At 70.9% G+C, this 20,863-nt stretch carries 20 protein-coding genes; 12 read left to right on the top strand and 8 right to left on the bottom strand.

All coding sequences use genetic code 11. The annotated features are described in order from the left end of the window. Positions 1-15 precede the first annotated feature (15 nt). Positions 16-735 carry a YiiX/YebB-like N1pC/P60 family cysteine hydrolase gene (locus tag P1V51_15475; protein MDF1564444.1) on the bottom strand — a complete coding sequence of 240 codons (720 nt, stop codon included), beginning with the start codon at positions 733-735 and terminating at the stop codon, positions 16-18. Positions 736-852: 117 nt separating this feature from the next. Here P1V51_15475 and P1V51_15470 point away from each other — a divergent pair, with 117 nt between their 5' ends. The 5 genes from P1V51_15470 to P1V51_15450 are packed head-to-tail and all read left to right on the top strand — an operon-like array spanning position 853 to position 6,722. Beyond that, positions 853-1,584 (top strand): alpha/beta fold hydrolase, encoded by a 732-nt coding sequence (locus tag P1V51_15470; protein MDF1564443.1) that lies wholly within the window; start codon positions 853-855, stop codon positions 1,582-1,584. A gap of 33 nt (positions 1,585-1,617) precedes the next feature. Next, complete coding sequence (locus tag P1V51_15465) at positions 1,618-2,058, top strand: hypothetical protein (protein MDF1564442.1); 441 nt, start codon at positions 1,618-1,620, stop codon at positions 2,056-2,058. A 39-nt stretch (positions 2,059-2,097) separates the two neighbouring features. Further along, positions 2,098-2,895, top strand: coding sequence for an HmuY family protein (locus P1V51_15460; protein ID MDF1564441.1), 798 nt, complete (start codon positions 2,098-2,100; stop codon positions 2,893-2,895). Further along, positions 2,892-4,481, top strand: a complete 1,590-nt coding sequence (locus P1V51_15455) for a hypothetical protein (protein ID MDF1564440.1) — start codon at positions 2,892-2,894, stop codon at positions 4,479-4,481. Before P1V51_15460 ends, P1V51_15455 begins: the two co-directional genes overlap by 4 nt. Positions 4,482-4,535: 54 nt before the next feature. Next, entirely contained in the window at positions 4,536-6,722 is a 2,187-nt protein-coding gene (locus P1V51_15450; GenBank protein MDF1564439.1) for a TonB-dependent receptor, read from the top strand. On the opposite strand, the gene P1V51_15445 is transcribed toward P1V51_15450, so the two are convergent. Genes P1V51_15445 through P1V51_15435 form a run of 3 tightly spaced genes read right to left on the bottom strand, consistent with a single transcriptional unit; the run spans position 6,719 to position 10,570 of the window. Further along, complete coding sequence (locus P1V51_15445; protein ID MDF1564438.1) at positions 6,719-7,852, bottom strand: hypothetical protein; 1,134 nt, start codon at positions 7,850-7,852, stop codon at positions 6,719-6,721. The two genes, P1V51_15450 and P1V51_15445, sit on opposite strands and share 4 nt — an antisense overlap. Positions 7,853-7,868: 16 nt before the next feature. Then, on the bottom strand, positions 7,869-9,524 hold the full coding sequence (locus P1V51_15440) for a CotH kinase family protein (protein ID MDF1564437.1): 1,656 nt from the start codon (positions 9,522-9,524) through the stop codon (positions 7,869-7,871). After that, positions 9,521-10,570 (bottom strand): CotH kinase family protein, encoded by a 1,050-nt coding sequence (locus tag P1V51_15435; protein ID MDF1564436.1) that lies wholly within the window; start codon positions 10,568-10,570, stop codon positions 9,521-9,523. The genes P1V51_15440 and P1V51_15435 overlap by 4 nt, the downstream gene beginning before the upstream one ends. Position 10,571: 1 nt before the next feature. On the opposite strand from P1V51_15435, the gene P1V51_15430 reads away from it, so the two are divergent. Genes P1V51_15430 through P1V51_15415 form a run of 4 tightly spaced genes read left to right on the top strand, consistent with a single transcriptional unit; the run spans position 10,572 to position 13,637 of the window. Then, on the top strand, positions 10,572-10,943 hold the full coding sequence (locus P1V51_15430; protein MDF1564435.1) for a hypothetical protein: 372 nt from the start codon (positions 10,572-10,574) through the stop codon (positions 10,941-10,943). Continuing rightward, the gene (locus P1V51_15425) at positions 10,933-11,616 is read left to right on the top strand and encodes a DUF4956 domain-containing protein (protein MDF1564434.1); all 684 of its coding nucleotides are present in this window, start codon (positions 10,933-10,935) and stop codon (positions 11,614-11,616) included. The genes P1V51_15430 and P1V51_15425 overlap by 11 nt, the downstream gene beginning before the upstream one ends. Then, positions 11,613-12,272 carry a DUF2490 domain-containing protein gene (locus tag P1V51_15420; GenBank protein MDF1564433.1) on the top strand — a complete coding sequence of 220 codons (660 nt, stop codon included), beginning with the start codon at positions 11,613-11,615 and terminating at the stop codon, positions 12,270-12,272. Before P1V51_15425 ends, P1V51_15420 begins: the two co-directional genes overlap by 4 nt. Positions 12,273-12,320: 48 nt before the next feature. Next, the gene (locus P1V51_15415; GenBank protein ID MDF1564432.1) at positions 12,321-13,637 is read left to right on the top strand and encodes a HAMP domain-containing sensor histidine kinase; all 1,317 of its coding nucleotides are present in this window, start codon (positions 12,321-12,323) and stop codon (positions 13,635-13,637) included. Between the two features lie 21 nt (positions 13,638-13,658). Here P1V51_15415 and P1V51_15410 read toward each other — a convergent pair whose 3' ends face one another. From P1V51_15410 to P1V51_15395, 4 genes are all read right to left on the bottom strand, one after another. After that, positions 13,659-14,396, bottom strand: coding sequence for a PH domain-containing protein (locus tag P1V51_15410; protein MDF1564431.1), 738 nt, complete (start codon positions 14,394-14,396; stop codon positions 13,659-13,661). Beyond that, positions 14,396-14,956 carry a PH domain-containing protein gene (locus P1V51_15405; GenBank protein MDF1564430.1) on the bottom strand — a complete coding sequence of 187 codons (561 nt, stop codon included), beginning with the start codon at positions 14,954-14,956 and terminating at the stop codon, positions 14,396-14,398. The genes P1V51_15410 and P1V51_15405 overlap by 1 nt, the downstream gene beginning before the upstream one ends. Then, the gene (locus P1V51_15400) at positions 14,956-15,309 is read right to left on the bottom strand and encodes a co-chaperone GroES family protein (protein MDF1564429.1); all 354 of its coding nucleotides are present in this window, start codon (positions 15,307-15,309) and stop codon (positions 14,956-14,958) included. Before P1V51_15400 ends, P1V51_15405 begins: the two co-directional genes overlap by 1 nt. A 181-nt stretch (positions 15,310-15,490) precedes the next feature. Then, positions 15,491-16,258 carry a Spy/CpxP family protein refolding chaperone gene (locus P1V51_15395; GenBank protein MDF1564428.1) on the bottom strand — a complete coding sequence of 256 codons (768 nt, stop codon included), beginning with the start codon at positions 16,256-16,258 and terminating at the stop codon, positions 15,491-15,493. Between the two features lie 249 nt (positions 16,259-16,507). On the opposite strand from P1V51_15395, the gene P1V51_15390 reads away from it, so the two are divergent. Genes P1V51_15390 through P1V51_15380 form a run of 3 tightly spaced genes read left to right on the top strand, consistent with a single transcriptional unit; the run spans position 16,508 to position 20,792 of the window. After that, positions 16,508-18,718: a 2-oxoacid:acceptor oxidoreductase family protein gene (locus tag P1V51_15390; GenBank protein ID MDF1564427.1), complete on the top strand. Its 2,211-nt coding sequence runs from the start codon at positions 16,508-16,510 to the stop codon at positions 18,716-18,718. Next, entirely contained in the window at positions 18,715-19,872 is a 1,158-nt protein-coding gene (gene porA, locus P1V51_15385; GenBank protein MDF1564426.1) for a pyruvate ferredoxin oxidoreductase, read from the top strand. Before P1V51_15390 ends, porA begins: the two co-directional genes overlap by 4 nt. Further along, positions 19,872-20,792 carry a thiamine pyrophosphate-dependent enzyme gene (locus tag P1V51_15380; protein ID MDF1564425.1) on the top strand — a complete coding sequence of 307 codons (921 nt, stop codon included), beginning with the start codon at positions 19,872-19,874 and terminating at the stop codon, positions 20,790-20,792. Before porA ends, P1V51_15380 begins: the two co-directional genes overlap by 1 nt. Positions 20,793-20,863 lie beyond the last annotated feature (71 nt).

The following is a 20,863-nucleotide window of genomic DNA, read 5'->3' as shown; positions in this document are numbered from 1 at the left end:
CAGATCAGCGCGGGGTCACCGGTCGCGCTTCCAGGAGGCCGCGACGGTGCGCAGCCCGGGCGCATCGAAGAGGCCGCCGGGGGTGACGATCTTCCCCTTCGGCCGCTCCTCGGCGCCGAGGCGCTCGCGGATGAGGCGGCCGACGATGGGGTGGGAGAGGTCCAGGTCGGCGTAGCGCTGGGGCTCCCCCAGCCGGACCTTCGCCTGGCGGGCGTAGAGCTTCCAGACCAGCTCCGAGCAGTAGAGGCGGCGATCGCTCCACTCGAAGCGGCCGTCGTAGTGGGTGCCCAGCAGCGCGCGCCCGGCGCGGATCAGCTCCCGCTCGAGGTCGGGGGTGAAGATCGTCTCGGCCTGCTCGTGTCTCCGCACGGCCCAGCGCCCGCCCCGGGCGGCGGCGAGCCAGGGCTCCAGGGGGGTGAGCTTCACCGGCTCGACGGCCTCGAGCACGATGGGCTCTCCGTCGATCAGCAGCACGATCCCGGTGTGCCCCCAGGGGGAGTGGGTGACCAGCTCGATCGCCTGCGCCTGGCGGGAGCGGGACTGGCGGAAGACGAGGTCGCCGGTCCGGGGGCTCCAGCCCGCCCGGGCCGCCGCGGCGTGGCCCGGCGGCACCGCGCCTGTGTCACCGCCTCCACGGATCGCGGAGGATCCCAGCCCCAGGGTGGCGCAGGAGCCCATCCCGAGGAGGAAGAGGAAGGCCAGGAAGGCCCTCCAGGAAGGAAGAATTCGGGTCATGGCTGCTCCTCTCCCGGGCCGGCTGGCACGACTGGCATCCGGCCCGTCCCGCAGGGGGTTGCGAGGGGGATGCCAGGGCGGTTGCGCCTCGCTCCCGCCGGGTCGAAGCTGCCGGCCATGGACCCGAACACCCCCGTCGTCTTCCTCCACGCCTTCCCCCTCCACGCCGGCATGTGGGCCGATCAGCGCGAGGCCCTCGGCGGCCGCGAGGTGCTGACCCCCGACTTCCCGGGCTTCGGCGGCCGCGCCCCCGGCGAGCCCACCCTCGAGGCCTTCGCCCGGGCGGTGCTCGCCGACCTCGACGCGGCCGGGATCGACCGGGCGATCTTCGTCGGCCTCTCGATGGGGGGCTACGTGGCCTTCCGCCTCCACGCGCTGGCGCCGGAGCGCTTCGCCGGGCTGGTGCTGGCCGACACCCGCAGCGGCGCCGACGACGAGGCGGGGCGACAGAAGCGCAGCGAACAGGCCGCCCGGGTGCGCGCGGAGGGCACCGGTTGGATGGCCGCGGCCCTGCTGCCGGCGCTCCTGGGAGAGACCACCCGCCGGGAGCGCCCGGACGCCGTGGCGAGGGCCGAGGCGCTCATCACCGGCGCCGACGCCGAGGGCGTGGCCCGGGCGCTGGAGGCGATGCGGGATCGCCCGGACTCGACTCCCCAGCTCGGCGAGATCACCTGCCCGACCCTGGTGCTGGTCGGCGCCGAGGACACCCTCACCCCGCCGGCGGCCGCGCGGGCGATGGTCGAGGCCCTCCCCGACGCTCGCCTGGTGGAGCTCCCCGGCGCGGGTCACCTCTCGAACCTCGAGCTCCCCGAGGCCTTCGACGCCGCCCTCCTCGACTTCCTGGCCTAGGCTTCTCTAGGGTTCGTAGCCCTGCTGGCCGACATGCCCTACGCCCCCGAGGGGTTCCTCCTGGACGAGATCCTCGAGGTCGACGAGGAGCAGAGCCTGGTGCGGGTGCGGATGCCGACCCACGACGATCTGCCGATCACCAACACCCAGCGGGCCGACCCCGTGCGCCACCCCCGGCATGTCAGCGGCGGCCTGATGGTGCACATGACCGGCATGGCGGCCTTCGTCCACGCCTACGAGCTGCTGGGCCTGCGGCACGCCGAGGGGTGGATCGGCTACGGGGTGCGTATCCACGACGCCCGCTTCTTCACCCTCTCGACGCCGGGCGAGCCGATCGAGATCGAGTGCAAGGCCGTCCGCAACCGGCGCCTGGGCGACAAGATCATGACCCGCTACGCCTTCCGCTTCGAGCAGGCCGGTGAGCTGGTCTACCAGAGCGAGCAGACGGCGATGTGGCTCAAGGGCGCCCACTGATCCTTGAAAAGGTGGGCGGCGGGGCATAGACCGCGCCCCATGCGTTTCAAGAGCCCCGTCCTCCTCGCCCTCGCCCTGACCACTCTCCTCGTCGCCGGCTGCCCCTCGGGCACCGACGACGATGCCGACGGCGGCGCCGACGGGGGCGGCGACGGGGGCTCGGGTCCCTTGTGCGAGGAGCTGGTCCGCCCGCCCTGCGAGGACACGATGTTCCTGGAGATGAACCTCCAGTCCACGATCGCCCCCGGGCAGATCGTGACCCTGGCCGACGGTGAGGGCGGCTTCGACTCCCACGTCGACGCCACCGCCGGCGGCTTCATGGCCAACCCCCCGGACGCCTACGTCTACGCGAAGTTCACTCCGAACGGCCTCCAGAAGGTCGAGCTCTCCGACGAGGACGCGACCCTCTCCCACGACTGGGACATCGCCTTCCACCGCTTCGTCATCCGGATCAACAGCGGGGCCTCCGGCGCCTCCTGCGTGACCGCCGCGGGCCTGCCGACCTCGGTCCTCTACGCGGACGTGACCGAGGTGCCCACCGGCCTGACCTTCGTCGAGGACGACTTCTACGACGAGAGCTGCAACTTCATCGACGACGGCTCGGGGCTGGGCACCTCGCCGCTGACGGCCCTCTCGGGCTTCTACGCCTACACCAGCTGCGTCTCGATGACCGGGCAGATCTTCATCGTGCAGCTGCGCGACGGCTCCCATGTGAAGCTCGAGGTCGAGAGCTACTACGAGCCCACCAAGCAGGAGCAGTGCGACACCCTGCAGACGGCGCCCACGCCGCCGACCGGCTCCGGCAACATCCGGATGCACTGGGCCTTCCTGCCGTGAGGCGCGGCCTCCCGCTCCTCGTCCTCGTCGGTCTGACGGCCTGCGGCCCCGAGGCCCAGGCCCCCCGCGCGCCGGTCTACGACACCGGGGTGGCCTACCTGCGCCCGAACGAGGGCACCGGCGGCCTCTGGCACTACGACCCCACCGACGTGATCGAGCAGCACGACTCGGCGGGCGGGCGCTTCCGGGTGCACTACACCCGGGCGGGCACCCACGCCGTGCCCTCCTTCGACAACGACGCCAGCGGGGTGCCCGACTACGTCGAGCTGGTCGCGGACAGCTACGAGGCGGTGGCGACGCGCTACCAGGACGAGCTGGGCTTCCGGGCGCCGATCTCCGACGAGACCCTCTCCGGGGACAACGGCGGCGACGGCCGCTTTGACGTCTACCTCCTCGACTTCGGCCTCTCCTCCGACGGGCACTTCGGCACGGATGCCTGCCTGGTCGACAACGACACGATCTGCCTGGGGCACATCCTCCAGGAGAACGACTTCCAGGGCTACGGCTACCCCTCGCTGACCTTCGCCGCCCGGCTGCTGGCCAGCCACGAGTACTTCCACGCGGTGCAGGCCGCCTACAGCATCGCCACCGACTCCATCGTCTCGGAGGGGACGGCGGTGTGGGGGAGCGAGATCTTCGATCCGGCCACCTCGGATCTGCGCTGGCAGATCTCGGGCTACCTCGAGAACGCCGACCGCAGCCTCGACGTGCCCCTGCCCGGGCCGGTGGATCGCTTCTCCTACGGCTCCTCCCTATGGTGGCAGTTCCTCCACGAGAAGTACGGCCCCGACTTCCTGCGCACCCTCTGGGAGCACCTGGAGCGGGGGCAGGGCCTCGCCGGCGGCCTCGACAGCCCCGAGCAGCCCCTCTGGATCGAGCAGGTCGATCAGCTCCTGCAGCGCGATCACCAGAGCAGCTTCGCCGAGGCCTTCGAGACCTTCTGCATCTGGAACCTCTACCTCTCGGCCGAGGCCGACCCGGCGCTCTCCTACGCGAAGGGCGCCGACTATCCGCGCACCAAGCGCGAGCCCCTGGCCTTCCCGGCCGAGGACCCCAGCCTCCGGCTCTTCCACGCCTCGGTGAAGACCTTCGAGCTGCAGGCCGCCGGCCGGCAGACCGTCGACTTCGCCCTGGTCGATCTCCCCGAAACGGCCGAGGACGAGACCGCGGGCCTGATCGTGATCGGCGCCAGCCGCGTCGCCGGCGAGTGGGTCTTCTTCGCCGACGGTGAGGACGGCGCCGCCGCCGACGGACGGATCACCCTCGACGCCACCGGCACCAGCGAGCTGCTGGCGATGGTGATCAACGTCGAGCGGACCGGGGCCAGCAAGCGGCCGGGCCTCTGCGCCGGCTCCCCGGAGGAGGTGCTCGCCTGCCTCGAGCGCCTCGATCCCCCCCCGGTCTGCGAGCCGCCCGAGGACTGCGGCGGCGGCGGCGGTGGTGATCCCGACCCGAAGGGCTGCGGCTGCACCGCGCTGCGGGGCCCCGGGGTCGATCCCTCCGGCCCCGCCCTCGGCCTGCTCCTGCTGGGCCTGGCGCTGGGGGCCCGGCGCCGGCGCCGGGTCGGGCTCTTGAAAATCTCCTGATTCCGGGGCATCCCTGGGCCGCGGATGCGCGAGTGGAGCTCAAAGGCACGGGGGGTGCGCGGGGCGATGGTGCTTCTGCCCTGCCTCGTGCTGGCGCTGGCGGCCCGGGCCGAGGAGGCCGCGATCGAGGAGCCCGTGATCGACGAGGCGGCGCTCGAGGAGGCCTTCGACTTCGAGAGCCTCGATGACCTGAACCTCATGGACGAGTTCGCCCTCCTCGAGCAGGAGGACGTCGTCGTCACCGCCTCCCGGCGCGCGCAGCGCCTCGACGACTCGCCCTCGGCGATCACGGTCTTCACCCGCAAGGATCTCCTGGCGATGCCCTTCGACAACATCGCCGACCTCCTGCGGATGGTGCCGGGGGTGGACGTCCTCCACCTGACCATCGCCTACCCCGCGGTGGGGGCGCGCTCGGGCACGACCCTCGCCGGCTCGAACGTGCTGGTGCTGATCGACGGCCGGGACGTCCTCAACCCCCTCTTCCAGCTGCCGGTCTGGATCGGCCTGCCGGTGGACATCGGCTCGATCGAGCGGATCGAGATCATCCGGGGCCCGGCCTCCACTCTCTACGGCGCCGGCGCGCTGCAGGGGGTGGTGAACATCGTCACCCGCCGGGCCGAGGAGAAGAAGCTGCAGGCGGAGGTGAGCCTCGGCGGCTACCGGCCCGAGACCCTGGTCGGTGATCTGCGGATCTTCGGCCGCTCCGGCGCCTTCAGCTGGTGGTCGGCCTGGGGCTACGACCAGCGGGCGCCCTTCTACGAGCCGGATCGGGTGGGGGCCTCCTCCTTCCGGAGCCGCAGCTGGGTCCGCTACGAGGGCGAGAAGGTCGAGGCCACCCTCGAGCTCGGCGGCGGCGTGAACGGCGGCGACATGGTCACCGTGGCCGGCATCGGCGAGGGGCGCTTCGATCAGCTCTATCTGCGCTCCGAGGCCATCGTCCACGAGACCCGGATCCGCTTCTTCGTCGACCGGGTGAACGCGCGCTTCGACCTCGACCTCAACCTGCGCTTCCCCTCCGATCCCGAGATCGTCATGGCGCAGCTGCCCCAGCCGATCCGGCACCCCACGACCGTCTACGAGCTCTCCGCCGAGCGGGCCTGGCGGATCGGCGAGCGCCTGCGGGTCCTCGGTGGCTTCCAGGGCAAGATGATCCACCACCGCGAGGGCACGATGGTGACCTGCGCGCCGAGCCTGCCCACCAACTTCGATCCCTCCACCTGCGAGGCCAACCCCCTGGTCGAGCTGCGCCCCGATCTCTACGGCCAGCTCGAGTGGCAGGTCATGGACGACCTGGATCTGAACCTCGGGGTGCGGGCGGGCCTCAACAACCTGGTGCGCGAGCCGGGCTTCGCCCCGCGCCTCTCGGCGGTCTACCGGGCGAGCGCCCACCACACCTTCCGGGCCTCGGCGGCGCGCGCCTACCGCAAGCCCTCCTTCTTCGAGCTGCAGGGCCACGTCCTCCTCGAGCCGGGCACCATGCAGGACGAGGACCTCCTGCGCCGCCTCCAGCACATCTTCGCCGTGAACCTCGGCAACGCCGATCTCCAGAACGCCAAGGTCGACATCGCCGAGCTCGGCTGGCGCGGCCGCTTCCTCGGGGACGCGCTGCGGGTCGAGGTCGAGCTCTACGCCTCCCGCTACCTCGACGACGTGGTCCTCGACGTCGAGTCGCTCCAGAAGATCGAGTACTTCGCCGGGCTGCCGATCATCGGCGACGAGGTGGCGGCCAACTACCTCAACGACCCCGATCCGACCGGCTCGATCGGCGCCGAGCTCACCGCGACCTGGCGCCCGGCCGAGGACCTGGAGCTCCTCGCCAGCTACCACCTCGACTACGTGAACCGGCGGGTGGTCGGGGCAGACGGCGCCCGGATCTGGCAGGTGGACGATCAGGAGCCGCAGCACCGCATCCTGGGCGGGGCCCGCTACCTGGGGCGGAACCTCAGGCTCTCCCTCGACGCCATGTGGGTGAGCGGCTTCTGGGAGATCGAGAACGCGCCCGAGTCCCTGGTGGCGCCGAGCATCCGGCGGGAGCTGGGGGCGAACACCCTCCTGGCGGGCCGCGTCGGCTGGGCCTTCGAGCTGGGCGGCACCCGCTGGGAGGCCGGCGTCTACGGGCAGCTCCCCGTCCTCGGCCTGGAGATGCGCGAGACCGCCGGCAGCTACCTCCCGGACGGCAGCAACAACTTCGGCCACCCCCTGAAGCCGCGGGCGCAGGGCTACCTCCGCGGCGCCTTCTAGTCCGCCTGCAGGGGCAGGCGGAAGGTGTAGGTCGGGGCGGCGCTCACCCCCTCCTCGGGCCAGTCGCCGGAGTCGCAGAGTACCAGGAGTGCCTCGCCGTCGAAGGCCAGCCCCTCGATCCGCAGCTTGCGGGCGGTGGGGTCACCCCCGAGGTGGAGGGGGAAGCCGGCGGGGGTGAGGAGGGTGGTCGCCTTCGCCTCGTCGGCCTCGGCGAGATCGTGGAGGTAGAGATCGAAGCGCCCCGGGTTGTCCCCGGCGGGGCCGGCCGCGAGGACGAGCCGGCGGCGATCGAGGAAGGACATCCCGCGGATGCCCCGCTGCTTCAGGTCCAGGGTGCGGGCGAGCTGGATCTGCAGGTGGCCGGATCTGCCGCGCGGCGGCTGGAGGGTCAGCAGGAGGGCGCGCTCCTTCGCCAGGGGGTGGCGCACGCCGACGAGGAAGGCGCCGGCGGCCTCGGAGAAGGTCAGGCCCTCGAGGTCGAGCTCCGGCTCCTCGCCGACCGCGGGCTCCAGGGCCTCGAGCAGGGCCTCGCGGGAGCGCCGCTCCGAGGTGCACTGCAGGCCCTCGAGGAGGAGGGCCTCGCCCTCCTTCGCGCGCGAGAGGCCGGCCCGCGGCGCCCAGCAGATCCGCTGGCGCCAGCTGCTGTCGTAGGCGTGGGAGGCGAGGAAGAGCAGGGTCTCGGGGCTGGCGGCGACGGCCTCGAGGTCGTCCCAGGTCTGGCGCGCGCCCAGGTCATCCAGGCGCACCGGGATCGGAGAGAGGCCCCCGTCGGGGGTGGTGGCGAGGAAGAAGATGCCGCGCTGGGGCTCGAGGGTCGACTCGTCGTCGACCACCAGGAAGCCCTCGTGCTCGGGGAGGTAGACCACTCCCGAGGGCTCGGCCGGCCCGGGATCGAGGAGGAGGGGGTGGTCCAGGTCACCCCTGAAGGGGGGCAGGATCGGGTGGGCCCCCGGGGTCGCCGCGGGCCCCCGGGGCGGGAGGTCGACCGCGGCCTCGGCCTCCGGCGGCGGTGGCGGGGGCGGCGCCGCCGCGCGCAGGTGCCGCTTCAGGAGGCGGCCCGCCAGGAGCGCCAGGGCCGCGACCAGCAGGAGAGGAGCGAGGCGGACGAGGAGTGAGCGGCGGCGGGGCACGGTCCCTCGACTTCTACTACAGCTCCACGACCTGCGCGCTGAAGGAGCCGACGACCGGGGCGCCTGCCGTGGTGCCTGCCTGCTCGAGGGTGAGCTGCCCGCCGAGCAACAGCCAGCCGCCCTCGAAGGTGTCGGTCCCCGGATCGTAGAAGCCGGTGATGCCCGCGAGGTCGACGAGGTTGAAGGGGAGGTCACCCACCACGAAGTCGGCCGGGTCGTGGACGATGGCCATCACGACCGCGTAGGTGCCGTCGGCCTGGGGCGCGAAGAGCTGGAGGACGACCTTGCCCTCCTCGTCGAGGCCGGCGGTGGCGTTGAGGGTGCTCGAGCTCACCGGCCGGCCGGTCACGTTGCCGCTCATGGTGCCGTTCCCGGCGGGGAAGGTGCCGAGGGTGCCCCAGGTGGCCTGGAAGGTGCCGGAGAGGTTGCCCAGGAGCGCCAGGCAGGGGGGATCCTGCAGCGGGGTCGGCCAGACCGGCGGCCCGTCGATCAGCTCGGCCTCCAGGAGGTCGCGGCGGGAGGTGGCGAAGTCGCGCACGCCCTGGATCTGGCCGGCGAGATCCGCGACGCCGTTGCCCGTCGTGGAGGGCGTGATCAGCGCCTCCATCCGATCGATCTCGCCCACGATCCGGGCGGGATCCCAGACCGAGGCGAGGAGCTCCTCGAGGCGAGTGACGTAGCGCTCGCGGGTGGGCGGCCGGTCGTAGAGGCGCCAGGGGAGGATCGAGCAGGCGAAGACCGAGGAGGGCCGTCCGGTGCGCTGGCGCCCCTCGAAGGTGCTGTCGACCCCCCAGGGGATGAAGCGGAAGCGATCGCTGACGGGGTCGTGGTAGGCGTAGAAGTTGTTCGGTCCGTTGGTGAAGCCGTCCCAGTGATCGGTGATGACCTCCATCGCCCAGAAGGTGAGGAAGGCGTCGAGGTCGATCACCTCATCGACGCGCCGATCGAAGTCGCCGTCGGGCAGCTGGAAGACGTCCACGATGCGGTCGAGGTCCGAGCAGTCGGGGGCCTCCTTGTCCACCTTGGGCTGGAGGCCCTGCACGATCCCCGGTCGGAAGTCGCCGCCCCCCTCGTAGAGGTTGCCCGAGTCGTCCTCGAAGAAGCGGCCGAGGAAGGGCTTCTTGATGCTCTCGACGTGGGAGTAGACGCCCAGGTCCTCACCGTTGACCGTCACGTGGGCGAAGGCGCAGCGCGAGGCGGGCAGCCCGGCGTCGGCAAAGAGGCCGTAGGTGAGGCACTGCCGCAGGAGCGCCTGATCCTGGTGGTTGTTGTTCAGGGTCAGGCGCTTCAGGCCATGGATCTCCTGGCCGGGGACGTACTCGTTGGTCTTCACCTTCAGCCCCGGCCGCAGGGTGGAGAGGGAGCCGAAGCCTCCCTTCTTGCGCACCGCCACGTCGGGGTAGCGCACGCCGTCGATGCTCACCTCGGCCGGGAAGTAGGTGTACTTGGGGTCGGTCGGCTGCTCGGCGCAGGTCACCTTGGGGTGGCCGATGTCGTCGGGCTCGTGACGCAGCAGCTCCCAGTCGCCCGGGTCGAGGGTGATCTCGATCTCGAGGAGCCGATCGGCCGGGAAGAGCAGGCCGGAGCTGTCGCCCTCCTCCCGGCCGCAGCCCACCGCCAGCAGGAGGAGGAGGAGCGCCAGCGGCCCCCGACCCTGGCTCCGGGGGATCACCAGATCGACTCGTAGACCAGCGCGTCGACGGTGCCGACGACGCCGTCGCCCGCCTCGGTGCCGGCCTCGTGGAGGTAGAGCACGCCGTCGCCCACCAGCCCGAGGATCGACACCTCGGGATCGGCCCCCGGCTGGAAGATCACCTTGAAGATGTGGCCCGAGCTCTCGAGCCAGTCGAGGGGCAGGGACATCCCCGGGGCGAGGTCCGCCGGGTTGGCGACGGTCAGGTTCAGCACCAGGGCGATGTTCGGATCGTGCCAGGTGACGACCTGGATCACGTTCTGCCGGCCCTGCTCGTCGTAGCCGCTCTTGGAGCCGACGCGGGTGATCGGCGGCAGGGTGGGGTCCACCGCCGGGTCCAGGGTGAGGGTGCCCGTGCCCGCCGCGAAGGGATCCTGCTCGGCGAGGTTGCCCCAGGTGGTGGCGAAGGTGGCCTGGACGGTGCCGATCTGGTCCACGCACCAGGGGTCGCGCAGGAGGTCGTCGGTGACCGGCGGCGGCCGGGCCAGGGCGTTCTGGAGGGCGTCCCGCCGGCTGCGGATGAAGTAGCGCACCCGATCGACCTCGCCCTCGAAGGCCTCGCGGTTCGCGTCGACCACGTAGGGCGAGAGCAGGGCGTGGTACTCGTTCGCCCGGGCCAGCAGCGCGTCCTCGTCCCAGAGCGCGTCGAGGAGCAAGGGCAGGCGCTCGAGGTAGAGGGGCCCCATCGTCGGGTGCCGGTAGAGGCGGTGAGCGAGGACGCCCTCCTCCCAGAGGATCTCCGGGGGCGGCCGCTCCTCCCAGGGGGCCGCGCGGTTGCCCACGTGGAAGATCGAGTCGATGCCCCAGGGGATGAAGTTCATCCGCCCGGTGTCGGGGTCGAAGTAGAGATAGAAGTTGTTCGTGTTCCGGGCGTAGCCGTCGGCGTGGGAGATGATCAGCTCGGTGATCCAGAAGTCGAGGAAGGCGTCGACGTCGAGGTGAGGCTCGAGGGCGGCGAGGAGCTGGTCGTCGGGGAGCTGCATCACGGGCACCAGCGCCTCGAGCTGGGAGCGGTCGTCGCTCAACTTGTTGCTCTTGCGCTGGAAGGTGCCGACCCAGTCGGGCCGGAAGTCCGAGAGGGCGCCCTCCCAGTGGCTGCTCTTCCCCCGGGTGACCCTCGTCGGCAGCCGGAGCGTCGAGCGCGTGACCCTGGATCTCGGCCTGACCGTCCAGACCGAGCGCTCGCGGATCGACATCCCCGAGCTCGTCATCGCCGAGCTCAAGCAGCCCCGCTTCGGACCCCGGACGCCGGGGATGAGGGCGATCCGCGCCTGCCGGATCCACCCCGGGGGCTTCTCCAAGTACTGCGCGGCCGTCTCCCTGAGCGGAGAGGAGCCGCGGGCCTACCGCACCCCGACCCGGGTGCGAGAGATCATGAGGTCCCATCATGCTCGATGAGTTGCTCGCCTGGTTCCTGGACGTCTACGGCGCCAACGAGTTCATGGACATCGAGGCCGTCGCGAAGCTGGTCGTCCGGCTGGGCACCGATCTCTTCTTCACGACGCTGATCGTCCGCTTCGTCTACGTCCGGCGCTACCGCTGGAACGACCAGGTCTTCACCTACTTCATCTTCAACCTCATCACCTTCTCGCTCTGCTTCCTGCTGCGGAAGGTGCCCATCGAGCTGGGCTTCGCCCTCGGCCTCTTCGCGGTCTTCGGGATCCTGCGCTACCGCACCGAGCCGATCCGGATCCGCGATCTGACCTACCTCTTCGTGGTCATCGGCCTCGCCATCCTCAACGCGCTGGCCAACAAGAAGATCAGCGTCGCCGAGCTGCTGGTGATGAACATCGCCATCGTCGGCCTCACCTACACCCTCGAGTACGTCCTGCGGCACAAGTACTTCGAGTCGAAGCTCATCACCTACGACGACCTCGAGCTGCTCAAGCCGGGGAGGGAGGCGGAGCTGCGGGCCGATCTGCGCGCCCGCACCGGGCTGGTCATCGCCCGGGCCGAGGTGATGAGCGTGAACCTCCTGCGGGACACCGCCGAGATCACCGTCTACTGCGTGGACGCCGAGTCCGGCGCCGCGACCCTCGAGCCCGCCGAGCGCGGGGAGGTGAACGCATGACCCGCCGACTCCTCCTGCCGCTCCTCGCGCTGGCGCTCCTCTCGCCCCTGCCGGCCCGGGCCGCCCCCGAGGCCCAGCTCTGGCTCGAGGGAGGGGTGCGCTACCGGCCCGTGAAGGAGCTCTGGCTCTCCTTCGATCAGCACCTGCGCTGGGACAACGACCTGACGCGCCTGCGCAAGATCATGCCCGAGCTGGGTCTGCGCTACGGCGTCCACAAGAACTTCCGTGCGGCGCTCGGCTACCGCCTCATCGCCGAGGGAAACAACCAGCGCCAGTTCACCACCGCCCACCGGGTGATGCTGGACCTCCTGCCCCGCTACCGCGTCGGGGAGGTCACCCTGGCCTACCGGGCCCGGCTGCAGCTCACCTCCGGCGCGTCGGGCAGCGGTGATCCGCTCGAGCCGGTGCTGCGCCAGCGGATCGGCCTCGCCTACGGCACCGAGCTCGGGGTCGAGCCCTTCGTCGAAGCCGAGCTCTACCTGCAGCTCGGGGGAGGCACCACCGGAGCCACCAAGTGGCGGCTGACCCTCGGCGCCGCCTACTCGATCGCGGATCACGACTGCGAGCTCTTCTACCGGGTTCAGCGCCCCATCGGCGATCCGAACCCCGACACCTGGCACATCCTGGGTCTGGGTTACCGCTTCTCGATCCGGTAGACCTCCAGTCGAGCGGCTCCCCGGGGAGCCGCCTGCCGGGAGGAGAGCTTGTTCGAGAAGATCAGCCGGTGGCTCACGCCGCCGCAGGCGCAGGATCGTGAGGCCGATCTTCGGGTGACGAAGAACCGCCGGCTGCTGGTCAGCTACCTCCTGGTCATCACCGGGGTGGTCTTCTTCTTCTCCTTCTTCGATCTCGCGACCGGGAAGCTCATCTCGGCCCGGATCAACCTGGCCGCGGCGGTCCCGCTCCTGCTCCTGACCCTCAGCTTCCGTTTCACCGATCGCTTCGTGCTCACCTCGGTCCTGGCGGTGGTCCTCTGTCAGCTGCTCCTGGGGGCCCAGCACCTCTACGCCCCGGACGGCCTCCTCTCGAACCTCTTCTGGCCCCCGCTCCTCACCATCCTGAGCGTCCACCTCCTCGGTCGCCGGGACGGGCTGCGGCTGGGCCTCGCCTCCTCGTTGCTGGTGTTGATCGCCGGCTTCCTGCGGCCGAGGCTCGGGCTCGAGGGGGATCCCTTCTCCGAGCAGGATATCTTCGAGTTCCACCTCGTCTCCCTTGCGCTCATGGTCGTCGTGGGCGGGCACATCGCCGGGCGCCTCGCCACCGAGGTGGACCAGATGGTGGGGCGGATCGAGGGGCAGAGGGAGCGCGTCTTCGATCTCTACGAGACGAACAGCGCCCTCCTCTCGATGATCGGCCACGACCTCAACAACCACCTGATGGTGGTGGACCTCCGCCTCTCCCTGGTCGAGAGAGAGATCTCGGGGGCGCCGCGGGAGAGCTGCCAGATCGCGCGGGAGCAGCTCGACCGGGTCATGAAGATCGTGGAGCAGACCAACGCCTTCAACGCCATGCGCACCGGCAAGCTCTCGATCCGCCCGGTCCCCGTCTGTCTCCCCCAGGCCCTGCTCCAGACCCTGGAGCTCTTCGAGCGGGACCTGGAGCGGCGGCACCTCTCGGTGGAGACCCGGGGCCTCGAGCCCGGGGAGAAGCTGGAGGTGATCGCCGAGCCCTTCTCCCTGGTGAGCAACGTCCTGGCGAACGTCGTCTCCAACGCGATCAAGTTCTCCCCCGACAACGCCTCCCTGGTGGTGGAGATGGAGCGCGGCGCACAGGAGGTCCTGCTGCGGGTCAGCGACCAGGGCGCCGGGATCCCGCCCGATCTCCTGCCCCACGTCTTCGACTTCGGGCGGCCCACCACCCGCCGGGGGGTCCGCCGGGAGAAGGGCACCGGCTTCGGGATGCCGATCCTGAAGATGTTCATGGAGCGCTACGGGGGCTCGGTGGAGGCCCACTCCGAGGCAGGCAAGCCGGGCACCACCCTGGTCCTGCGCTTCAAGCGGCCCACGGCCGAGGCGGCCTGAGCCGGGCGCGGCTGCCGCGCCTCAGCGCTCGGCCTCGGCCCGCAGCGCGGCGGCGGCGTCGCGGACGGCCTCGAGGGCCTCGAGCAGCGACGGGGAGGAGGCGCCGGCCGCGGGCTGCGTCGCGGGCAGCGCCGCGGGCTCGTCGTCGGGATCGCCCAGGCCGCTGCCGGCGGCGTTGCGGCGCAGGTGGGCGAGGACCAGGTCGCGCACCTCGTGGGCGTTCTCGATGCCGGCCATCTGGGCGGCGTGGGCGTGGGTGACCTGCTGACCCTGCTGCGCCGCCGCGCCGCCGCCGCCGGCGGTGTCGAGCTCGAGATTGGCGATGCCGAAGAGGCGCTGGAGGGGACCCTGGCTCACCCGGAGGTTCTGCACGTTGGCGTGGGTGAGGGTCATCTCCTTGATCGTCCAGGCGCCCTCCCGGATCCGGATCGAGCGATCGGTCACGAGGTAGTAGCGCATGTCGTAGTCGATGCGGATCAGGAAGTAGCCCAGGAAGAAGCCGCAGAGGGCGAGGAGGGTGAAGGCCGCCACCGAGCCGATCGTCACCGTCTCGCCCTGGGCGAGGGCCGCGGCCCAGGCGGCGAAGGCGGGCAGCACGATGAGGGAGCCGACGATCATCAGCCCGAGCATCCGGTAGGTGAGGTAGCGGGGGCTCGCCCGGAAGATGCGCAGGGTCTCGTGGTCGCCCGCCGGCGGCTCGGGCGGCTCGAGGGGCGCCTTCACCAGGCGCAGCAGGGGCTCCTTGATGAGGCCGTACATCAGCGCTCCCGCGCCGCGAGCGCCTCGCGGGTGGCCTCGAGCTCGTCCTTGATCTCGCCGAGCAGCGCGATCACCCGCGCCTCGCCGGCCGGGGCCTCGCCCGCGGCCTCGAGCGCCGTCGCCGCGCTCGCGCCCGGGATCGCCGCGTGCCCGCGCATCCGGCGGTAGAGGAAGTCGCGCACCGCCTCGTAGTCGGTCATCCCCTCGAGCTTCATCTCCGCGGTGGAGCTGCCCGAGGCGGTCTGGATGTCGACGGTGCCGATGCCCAGCCAGCGCTCGACGATGTTGCGGCGTACGTGGATGTCCTGGATGCGCCGGTAGGTCAGGTAGACCTCGCGCCGGAAGAAGAGACCCCAGGAGGCGCTCACCCCCTCGTCGTCGAGGGTGTAGCGCAGGGTGTAGTACTTGAAGACCAGGGGCAGGATGACGATGGGGAAGGCGAAGGCCGTCATCAGCGAGGCCAGCACGTAGTAGACGAGCAGGTTCCCGTCCGGCCGGGTGATGGACTTGATCGCCGCGTCGTCGGGCGCGCCGCTGCGGGTGGGTAGCCGGGGCTCCATCAGTGGGCCTCCTCCTCGCTGTGCTCCTCCACGGTGGCGAGCACGTCCTTCACGTCGACGAGGCGCAGGGAGTCGTCCCAGGGGACGGGGACCCCCTTGGTCTTGGGGAAGAGCACCTTCGCCCCGTGGGGGATGCCCGAGACGTTCTCCGAGGGCTCGTCGCCGGTGGCCCGGTCGCGAGCGACCTCGATGACCTCGGCGTAGAAGGCCTCCTCGTGCTTCGCCTTCGCGCCCTCCGGCAGGTAGAGGCCCGTCTCGGTGCGCTCCTCGTCGTGGAGGATCTTCACCAGGACCCGCATGCCCAGAGGGAGGATGAGGCGGTGGCTCTTCTTCGGGGGCGTCGGCGCTTCCATGGCCGGCGATATACCGAGGAAAGCCGTGCACGTACACGTACCCGTCCACGTGCACGGGGTCTCTCCTGTCGAACCAGAAGAAAAGCCCGGGACCCGCAGCGAAGCGGATCCCGGGCGAGAGGCTGACCGGCGGATGGGTGAGTGGGGAGGAAGGACCGACCGGGCAGCGGATCGGGGAGGCCTAGCGAGACAGCTCGGCCAGGAACTCGTCGGAGAGCAGGAGCTTCATCATCTTCTTGCCCTGCCGCTGACCGTGCCGGGCCTGCGGACCACCGGCGCCGGGGCCGAAGCCCGGGCCGCCGGGGCCGCGCCGGCCCTGCCGCATCTGCTGGCAGGCCTCGGGGTTCTTGGCGCAGGGGCCGGGGCCGCCGCCGAAGCCCTGCTCGCCTCCGGGACCGAAGCCGGGGCCGCGCGGGCCGTGGGCGCCGGGGCCGCCGGGGCCGCGGAGCTCGTGCAGCTTCGCCTGCTGCTCGGGGGTCAGCACGTTGCGGGCAGAGACCATCAGCTCCTTCATGGTGGCGCGCTGGGCCTGCCGCTGCGGGGCGCGCTCGGCCTTGTGGGCCTCGAGGGCCGCGCGGGTGTCGGCGCTCATCTCGCCGCCGTTGGCCCGCACCTCGGCGGTGGCCCGCTCGAGCAGCGCCCTGGCCTCGGCCCGGTGGCGCTTGGCGTCGGCGTCGTTGCGACCCTCCTCCCGGACCTCGCGGGCCTGCAGGACGATCTTCTTCAGGGCGGCCTTCTGCTCCTTCGAGAGGTCGAGCTTGGCGACCACCGTGGCGGCCATCAGCTGCTTGCGGGCCGAGGCGAGCTCGGGATCGATCGGTCCCTCGCCTCCGCCGGGGCCTCCGCCGCGGGGTCCGCGGGCGAGGACGGGGAGGGTGAAGCTGGCGGCGGCGATCAGGGCCAGCGCGAGGGATGCGCGAGAGAGATTCCGGCGGGAAGAGGGCTTCATGGGGTTCTCCTTGGGGAAAGGGGTTTCACGGAGAAAGGACGCCCGGGGGGTCCGGGGGTAAACGGAAAAGCACCTCGCAATGATTGCGGGACGCCGAACGCAAGAAATGCAGCCCGCGAAAAACCTGCGAAATGCCTTGATGACCCCGGTACCGCCATGTCTATTAAGGGGCGGGATGTACCTCTTCATGGGGACGTCACCGGACCTTGTTCGAAGAAGCTCCCCGCTCCCCCATCGACTGGAGGTCCCATGGAGATCCGCCTTCATGGTCGAGGCGGCCAGGGCGGCGTCACCGGCGCCAAGATCCTCGCTGCCATCTACTCGCGCCTGGGCAAGAAGGTCCAGGCCTTCGGCGACTACGCCGGTGAGCGCGCTGGCGCCCCGGTCCGCGCCTACACCCGGGTCGACGACAACGAGATCGTCTCCCGCAACAAGGTCTACAACCCGGACCACCTGCTGGTCCTGGATCCGACCCTGCTCGGCCCCGAGGTGCTGGCGGGCCTCAAGCCCGGCGGCATCCTGCTGATCAACACGCCGAAGTCCCCCGACGAGATCGCGGATCTCTTCCCCGGGACCCGGCTGGCCACGGTGGACGCCACCTCGATCGCCCGGGGTCACGGCATCGGCACCCGGACGGTGGTGATCGTGAACACCACCATCTCCGGCGCCTTCGCCCGCCTCATGGGCATCGACTGGGAGACCGTCGAGCAGGCCTACGAGGACCTCGGCCTCGACTCGAACCTGGCCGCCGCCCAGGAGGCCTTCGAGCTGGTGAAGGTCCGCGAGATCGACACGGCCGCGATGGAGGACGGCGCCCCTGCCATGCAGATGCCCGTCCCGCCCCGCGTCCTCGATCTCCTCGATCACGTCGAGGGGGCGCCCACCGGCCTGAAGACCGGGAGCTGGCGCACCCAGCTGCCCCGCTACGTCCGGGCCTTGGCCCCCTGCACGGCCTCCTGCCCGGCCGGCAACGACGTCGAGGCCTTCGTCCAGGCGCTGGCGCGCAAGGACGAGGTGGCCGCCGCCGAGGTGCTCGCCGACTCCACGCCGCTCGCGGCGGTCTGCGGCCGGGTCTGCCCCGGCTTCTGCAAGAGCAGCTGCAACCGGATCGACTACGACGGCGCCGTCGACACCCGCGCCCTCGAGCGCTGGATCGCCGACCACGCCCACATCGCCCGCACCGACCCCGACGCGGTGGTCGGCGAGCGCCGGCGCATCGGCATCGTGGGCGGCGGGCCGGCCGGCCTCTCGGCCGCCTACCAGCTGGCGCGGGACGAGCACCGGGTGGTGATCTTCGACGGTGAGGAGAAGCTCGGCGGCGTGTTGCGCACCGGCATCCCCACCTTCCGCCTGCCCCGCGACGTCCTCGACCGGGAGGTGAGCGCGGTCCTCGAGCTCGGCGTGGTCGCCGAGACCGGGGTCTTCCTCTCCCGGGGCCGGATCAAGGAGCTGGCCTCCGAGTTCGACGCCCTGATCATCGCCACGGGCCTGCAGAAGCTCCGCGGCCTCGACGTGCCGGGCGCCGACTTCCCGCAGGTGGAGCAGGGCATCCGCTACCTCCACCGGGTGAACCTCGAGAGCGAGCAGCGCCTCTCGGGCCACGTGGTGGTCCTCGGCGGTGGCAACACCGCCATGGACTGCGCCCGCTCGGCCCTGCGGCAGGGCGCCGAGAAGGTCACCGTGGCCTACCGGCGGACCGCCAAGGAGATGCCCGCCATCGCCGAGGAGGTCGAGGAGGCCCTGGAGGAGGGCGTCGTCTTCCACTTCCAGCTGGCCCCGACGGCCTTCTACGGAGAGGGCAAGCTCGAGGCCATCGAGCTGGCCGAGGTGGAGATGGGCGAGCCGGACGAGAGCGGCCGGCGCAGCCCCGTCGTCACCGATCGCAAGCAGAAGATCGCCTGCGATCACGTCCTGCTGGCCCTCGGCCAGTCCGCGGATCTCTCCCTCCTCCCCGAGGGCTGGGAGATGAAGGACGGCCGCGTCTTCGACGGCGAGAAGGCGCTCAACGTCTGGGTCGCCGGCGATCTCTCGACCTGGGAGGGCACCGTGGCCCACGCCATCGGTGACGGCCGCCTGGCGGCCACCCGCCTGCTGCGCGAGCTCGGCGAGGACGTCGAGCTCTTCGTGCGGCCCGCGGTCGAGCGCGCCGTCGGACCGAAGCAGGTGAACTTCGCCCACTTCGCGAAGCGCAAGGCCGAGGCGCACGAGCGCATGAGCGTGGAGGAGCGGCTGAAGGCGTTCATGGATGTCGACGCGGGGCTGCCCAGCGGCAGCCTCGAGGCCCAGCGCTGCCTCTCCTGCGGGGACTGCACCGAGTGCGACACCTGCATGGTGTTCTGCCCCGAGGGGATCATCCATCGAAACGGTGCCGGCTACATGGTCGACGCCGACTACTGCAAGGGCTGTGGCATCTGCGTGGCCGAGTGTCCGCGTGGCGCCATGGAGATGGTGAACGAATGAAGAAGCTCATCACGGCGAACCATGCGGCAGGCCTCGCGGCCACCCTGGCCGGCCGGGCCAACCGGAAGGGGCGCGGCTTCGGGGGCGGGGTCTACCCCATCACCCCCCAGACCGAGTCCATCGAGTTCCTCTCCCGGCAGGAGATCGAGAAGGGGAGCGTCGTGCGGGTCGAGTCCGAGCACTCCGCCATGGCGGTCTGCATCGGCATGGCCTCGAACGGCGCGCGCACCTTCACGGCCTCCTCCTCGAACGGGCTCGCGTACATGACCGAGAACGTCATCACGGCGGCGATGTACCGGCTGCCGATCGTGATGCTGGCGGTCAACCGCACCCTGGGCCCGCCCTGGAACATCTGGGTGGACCACAACGACACCCTGCTCCTGCGGGACTCCGGCTGGATCCAGCTCTACTGCGAGGACAACCAGGAGGCCTTCGACTCCCTGCTCTTCGCCTACCGGCTCTCCGAGGACCCGCGGGTGCTGCTGCCGACGATGGTCTGCATCGACGCCTTCGTCCTCTCCCACACGCTGATGGAGACGGACATCCCCGAGCAGGATCAGGTCGACGGCTTCCTGCCCCCGCTGCAGATGCAGCACCGGATCTCGGACAAGCCCCGGACCATGGGAGGCCTGGACTTCCCCCACGAGACCGAGGTGCACCGCGGCCAGATGCAGGACGCCATGAACCGGGTCTTCAAGGTCTACGAGGAGCACCAGAAGGCCTTCGAGAAGTCCTTCGGCCGCTCCATCGACGGACCGGTGGTCCCCTACCGGACCGAGGACGCCGAGGTGGTCATCGTCTCGATGGGCACCCTGGGCGCCACGGCCAAGCAGGCGGTGGACACCGCCCGCGAGAGGGGCATCAAGGCCGGCAGCCTGCGGGTGAAGATGTTCCGCCCCTTCCCCGAGCAGCAGCTCGTCGACGCCCTGAAGGGGGCGAAGAAGATCGCGGTCATCGATCGCGACCTCTCGCCCGGCATGGGCGGCATCCTCTGGAGCGAGCTGCGTGGCGCGGTGCGCACGGCCGACGTGGTGCAGAGCTACCTCATCGGCCTGGGGGGCGGCGACGTGCGGCCCCACCACCTGGTGGAGATCTTCGACGACCTGGCCGAGCGTGATCGGCCCGAGCCCTCGATCCTGAAGGAGGTGGCGTGATGCAAGAGCCTCTGCTCGACGGAATCACCCAGACGGGTGTCGATCGCCCCGAGCCCATCCTCCGGGCCGGCAACACCAACTGCGGCGGCTGCGGCATGTCCATCGGCCTCCAGATGCTCTCGCGGGCCGTGGCCGACCGGACCGTGCAGATGGTGATCCCGGCCTGCTGCGGGATCGTCACCGCGGGCCCCTTCCCCCACTCCGCCTACGGTGCCCCGGTGGTGGCCTCGACCTTCGCCTCGGCGGCGGCGGTGGCCACCGGGCTCGCCCACGTGGCGAAGATGAACGGGGAGGACACCCGGGTGCTCTGCTGGGCCGGTGACGGCGGCACCTACGACATCGGCATGGCCACCATCTCGGCCGCGGCCGAGCGCAACGAGGACATCCTCTACATCTGCTACGACAACGAGATCTACGGGAACACCGGCGGTCAGCGTTCGTCGGCGACCCCCATGGGCGCGGTGACCACCACCACCGCCTCGGGCAAGCTCGAGCAGAAGAAGGACATCGTCGGGATCATGGCCGCCCACGGCATCCCCTACGTGGCGACCATGAGCATGGCCCACCCCGAAGACCTCTTCCACAAGATGCGCCGGGCCCTCGACATGAAGGGCTTCCGCTTCCTCCACATGCTCTCTCCCTGCCCCACGGGCTGGAAGTCGGAGCCGGGGGAGGGGATCAACCTGGTGCGCCAGGCGGTCGAGTCGGGCCTCTACCCGGTGGTGGAGGTCTTCGACGGACACCGCTGGGTGGTCAACGTGGACTCGGCGCTCTCCCAGGGCGCCCTCGAGAGCTACTTCGCCGCCCAGGGCCGCTTCGGCAAGACGAAGATCGACCTGGCGGAGGTGAGCAAGGCCATCCACCGCAACTGGCGACTCCTCCAGATGCGCGCGGCCTTCGACACCCAGAAGATCTCCTGACGCGACTGAACATCTCGCGTGCGTATTCGAGCCCGGGGGCGACGCCTCCGGGCTCGATGCGTTAAGCTGCC

It is taken from the genome of Deltaproteobacteria bacterium, from assembly GCA_029210625.1.
Lineage (GTDB): Bacteria > Myxococcota > Myxococcia > SLRQ01 > SLRQ01 > JARGFU01.
This window is presented reverse-complemented; position numbering and strand designations above follow the sequence as displayed.